At 44.0% G+C, this 1,463-nt stretch carries 1 protein-coding gene; it reads left to right on the top strand.

Going from position 1 to position 1,463, the window contains the following annotated elements; genetic code table 11:
* Window positions 1-1,182 (top strand): carboxypeptidase regulatory-like domain-containing protein (locus A3738_RS31295; protein WP_197473926.1); only part of this gene is annotated, 1,182 nt, incomplete at its 5' end.
* Between the last annotated feature and the right edge of the window lie 281 nt (window positions 1,183-1,463).

Genomic DNA, 1,463 nt, shown 5'->3' on the forward strand with positions numbered 1-1,463 from the left:
GCATCCAAGTTCTCTGATCTAATTAGTGACCGTAATCAAAATGGTAAATTAGATTCTGAGTATGCACTTCGTCTTGATCGATCATTTTTAGTCGGCCTGCCGAGTGCTTTGTCTGTGGATTTAGAATTCAGAGATCGCTCATTTGTGGATGGCGACGGAAACTTCACGACTAACCTGCGCAAAGCAACGGGGTGGGCGGGATATCAATTCGTAAACGAGCTTTTGTATTTTAAATCATCAGGGAGCTCAGATATCTCGCGAACAGACGGTGGCTTCAGCGCCACAAGACGCTGGGAAGGGTGGCGTTATAAGGGTTCTATTGCGTATAGTGTCGCCCCCTCATCTAGCGTGAATAGCCTTTCTTTTTCAGCGTCGCATAAGTTCGCCAGCAACATCAATTACACTGGTTCAGTGGCTTATAACTTCACAGGTAAAGATTTATTCAGCAATGACAACACCCTAACTTGGGAGTTTGAGAAATTTTCCGTGTCGGGCAGTGCTGGCTTCAATACCGATGGGTTCGCTTATCTAGGTGCAACGCTTAGTACTTCCGTTGGCTATGACGCGAAGAGAGATAGTCACTTCTTATCGAATGAAAGTTCAGTCAATAGTGCATCGTTAAATGCGCGAGTATTTATTGATGAAAACGATAATCAGATGTTTGATGAAGGTGAAGAAACTTTGCCGGGTATTCGATTTAAGGGTAAGAGTAAATGGCGAACGTTTGAAACAGGCGATGACGGTGTCGTCGTTCTGAAAGGGATTGATCATCTTCAAATGGAAAAAATTGAGATTGAAGAAAAGAGTATTGAAGACCCGTTTATAAAAGCTGCATCCGGCCCGTTCTTTGTTTACACCCACGCAGGCTCAGTGTTACAGCAAGATATTCCTTTGGCCTATACCTTTGAAGTCGAAGGCAGTTTGTTTGTGAAACAGAATGGACAGCAACGACCTTTAAGCACGGTAAGGGTAGAGGTGCTTAATGAGGCGGGTGATCAAGTAGCTTTGACGCGCTCCGAATATGATGGGGTGTATTTGCTGTCAGGCTTGCTGCCAGGGAAGTACTGCGTTTCAGTTAATGAGAATGATTTGGCTGATCGTGATCTTAAAACGATTGAACCAACATGTTTTTATTCTGATGGTAAAGATGGCGTTGTGTTCATAGAGGATATCGTCTTTTAGTTGACGTGCTAGGCACCTTTTGCCGGGCAAAACGGGCTTATGTAACATTGCGTAACTTTTTGTGTTGCAGTGTTACAAATCTGTCCTATACTCGAAGTCCTAAATTTTTGGGGCTTCGACATGTCTGCGTGTTTTGGTTTAAAGCATATCCTGATGACGGCATCTCTCACGATGTTATCTCTTGCTGTGCACGCAGATCGCTTCAGTGCGCGTTTTGAAATCGTTAATTCTGTAAGCCTTTCCTCCATAGCGTTTGATGGCGCTGAGTCATCTTTAAACCC

The sequence above is a fragment of the Oleiphilus sp. HI0066 genome (assembly GCF_001635725.1).